At 66.2% G+C, this 3,561-nt stretch carries 3 protein-coding genes; all 3 read left to right on the top strand.

All coding sequences use genetic code 11. The features are described 5' to 3' along the window. Window positions 1-83: 83 nt before the first annotated feature. Window positions 84-1,292: an acyl-CoA dehydrogenase family protein gene (locus tag GORHZ_RS24180; RefSeq protein ID WP_006337775.1), complete on the top strand. Its 1,209-nt coding sequence runs from the start codon at window positions 84-86 to the stop codon at window positions 1,290-1,292. Between the two features lie 45 nt (window positions 1,293-1,337). Next, complete coding sequence (locus GORHZ_RS24185) at window positions 1,338-2,447, top strand: homogentisate 1,2-dioxygenase (protein ID WP_006337777.1); 1,110 nt, start codon at window positions 1,338-1,340, stop codon at window positions 2,445-2,447. Continuing rightward, window positions 2,444-3,561 (top strand): alpha/beta hydrolase (locus GORHZ_RS24190; RefSeq protein ID WP_006337779.1); only part of this gene is annotated, 1,118 nt, incomplete at its 3' end. The genes GORHZ_RS24185 and GORHZ_RS24190, both read left to right, overlap by 4 nt.

Here is a 3,561-nt window from a genome sequence, read left to right on the forward strand (position 1 = left end):
CTGTACGCGCAGCGTCTGGTGGCGCGCAAGCACTACGACATGGACAACGCCAAGAAGTTGGCCCTCGAACTCGCAGGACTCGCATGACCACCATCGCCGTGCCGACGGACCTGACGGCCTTCGGGGCGCACCTGCACACCCGCCTGGCCGACTTGACCGCCGAATTCGCCCGCCCGACAGAGGCCGCCGGCGACGAGAACGATCGGATCGCTGCGGTCGAGGAACTGCGTGAGGGTCACGAGGACGAGGTCAGTCGGCTGCGTGAGTTCCAGCGCGCACTCTTCGACGCCGGCGTCGCCTGGCCGAGCGGACCGCCGGAACTCGGTGGGCTGGGCCTCACCCCGGCCCACGACGCCGTCCTCGACGACGTGCTCGACGACATGGGATTCCCCACGCGCGAAGCCCTGTTCGTCGGCCTCAACATCGTCGCACCTGCGTTGCGTGCACACGCGCCCGACGAGTTGCGGAACTCGGCTCTGCCCGCGCTGTTCCGTGGTGAACTGATCGGGTGCCAGTTGTTCTCCGAGCCCGGCGCCGGGTCCGACCTCGCTGGTGTCTCCACCCGCGCGGTCCGTGACGGCGACGACTGGGTGCTGCACGGGCAGAAGGTGTGGACCTCGATGGGGCATCTCGCCGATGTGGGTGAGGCGCTGGTGCGGACCGATCCGGCCGCCCCAAAGCATGCCGGGTTGACCATGTTCCTGGTGGACATGCACGCACCCGGCGTGACGGTACGCCCGATCCGGCAGATGACCGGTGGCGCAGCCTTCAACGAGGTGTTCCTCGACGGCGTGCGGGTCCCGGACAGCCATCGGATCGGCGGTGTGGGAGAAGGCTGGAAGGTCGCCTCGACCAGCCTGGGCAACGAGCGGTCCACCATGAGTGGTGCGGCCGGACCCCTGACCCCGTACGTGATGGAGCGGACCGTGGCCCTGGTGCGACGCCTTGGGGCCGAGGCCGATCCGGTGCACCGACCACAGATCGCGAAGACGGTGGCCGCGGTCACCGCGATGCGCGCGGCGGCCGGTCTCACCCCGGGATCGTGGTCGCACAACCTGGCACCGGTGTCGGGGTCGGTGCTGAAGATGCTGATGACCCGTGCGCTCGACGAGATCGCCCACCTCGCCGAGGCGGTGCTCGGCGAGCGTGCCTTCGTCGACCACGGCGAGAAGGATGCGTTCGCGTGGTCGGAGTTCGTGCTCGGCGTGCCCGCGCTGCACCTGGCGGGCGGCACCGACGAGATCCAGTACAACGTGATCGCCCAGCGCGGTCTCGGGCTGCCACGCAGATAGCCGGTCCCACAGTTATTTCCGCACTTCTCAGGACAGGAGTCCGACATGGAGTCATTCATCCAGCACCGAAAAGGTCGTACGCCGCGGCAGATCCATCGTGACGTGGCCGACCTCAAGGACGATGAGCTCGGCCGCTCCGGGTTCACCGGCCGCGCCGCCCACTTCTACCGGCGCAACGATCCCACCGCTTATCGTGCGGTGGGGGATCTGACCGGGTTGGACCGCCAGACCTTCGAGCTCACCCCCACCGATCAGATCGATCCGGCCGGTGAGCCGTTGGTGATGTTCTACAACGACGACTGCCGGATCTCGCTGAGCCGCCGTCAGGATGTGGCGCCGTTCTACACCCGTAACGTCGACGGTGACGAACTGCTCTTCGTGCACGAGGGCACCGGCCAGTTCGAGACCGAGTTCGGCCGACTGCCGTATCGTCCCGGCGATTACGTGTACATGCCCAAGGGCACCACCTACCGCCAGATCCCCGACGGTCCGTCACTGCTGCTGATCATCGAGGCGACCGAGGAGTTCCGGGTACCCGAGGCCGGGGTGTTGGGCCGGTTCTTCCCGTTCGACTCGTCGCTGGTCGTCGTCCCGGAGGCCGAGGTGTTCCCCGACGACGGGCGCGAGGAATACGAGGTGCGGTTCCGGCAGCGGGAGGGCAAGACGTCGATCTTCTACCCGTTCAACCCGCTGGATGTGGAGGGCTGGAAGGGCGACAACTTCGCCTTCACCTTCAACCTCGAAGACTACGACGTGATCACCTCGGACACCGTGCATCTGCCGCCGACGGTGCATCTGTTCATGCAGGCCACCGGCGTGTACGTGATGAACTTCCTGCCCCGGCCGGCCGAGGGCCGCGCCGGCGCCGAACGGATGCCGTGGTATCACCGCAACGTCGACTTCGACGAGATCGCCTTCTACCACGGCGGCAACGTCTTCGGCATCGACATGCCGCCCGGACTCATCTCGCATGCTCCGCAAGGCATCCACCACGGGATGCCCGAACGGGCCCGAGAGCGTGCCCGGCGTCGGTACGAGACCGATGAACGTGTCGAATGGCAGGTCATCTCCATCGACACCCGGCACCGACTGATCCCCACACCCGCCATGACCGCATCGACTCCCCTCGAGGTTCAAGAAGAGGTTCAAGTATGACCACGAAACGCTTTGAGTATGACCGTATCCCGTATCTCGTCATCTTCGACGACACGTCCGCCTATCGCGACACCTATGGCGGGGTGACCGAGAGTGTGGTGTTGGAGAGTTATCTCCTCAAGCCCAAGGGTGTGCCGTCGGACACGGTGATCATCTTCATGCACCCGATCGGTGGCGGCGCCTATCTGCCGATGTCCAATGCGCTGCCGCGGGCCGGACACCATGTCATCTACTGCAACTCCCGCTATCGGGGCGCCGACTACGCGCTGATCATGGAAAAGGTGGTGCAGGATCTGGGTGCGTGTGTGAAGGATGCCCGCGAACGGTTGGGCTACACCAACGTGATCCTGGCCGGCTGGAGTGGTGGCGGCGCACTGTCGCTGTACTACCAGCAGCAGGCCCAGCACGCCACGGTCACCTCCACCCCGGCCGGGGAGTTGCCGGATCTGACCCAGCTGGATCTGCCCGCCGCCGACGGCATGATGCTGCTCGCCGCGCATGTGAGCCGGCACGGCACGCTGACCGAGTGGATGGATCCGTCGATCCTCGACGAGAACGACCCGGACAAACGGGATCCGGAACTCGACATCTACAACCCGAACAACCCGAACCAGGCGCCCTACACCCCGGAGTTCATCGAACGCTATCGGGCCGCGCAGATCGCCCGTAACCGGCGGATCACCGCGCGGGTCAAAGAGCAACTCGCCGACCTGCGGGGTCGGGGGGAGCCGTTGATGGAACGCGGGTTCGTGGTGAACGGGACCATGGCCGACCCGCGCTGGCTGGATCTGACGCTGGATCCGAACGACCGCGAACCGGGCTGCTATCTGGGCGATCCGCGGATCGTGAACATGGGTCCGGTCGGGTTGGCGCGGTTCACCACGCTGCGTAGCTGGCTGTCGCAGTGGAGCTACGACGACGCCAATGGTGACGGCCCCCGCTGTGCGGCGGATCTGGAGGTGCCGACCCTGGTGATCGGTAACTCCGCGGACAATGCGTGCACGCCGAGTCACACCAACCGTCTGTACGAGGCGGTCGGCTATCACGACAAGACGCTGCGCACCATCGAGGGCGCCACGCACTACTACTCGGGCAAGGCACAGGTCCCGTATCG

The organism is Gordonia rhizosphera NBRC 16068, from assembly GCF_000298195.1.
Classification (GTDB): Bacteria; Actinomycetota; Actinomycetes; order Mycobacteriales; family Mycobacteriaceae; genus Gordonia; species Gordonia rhizosphera.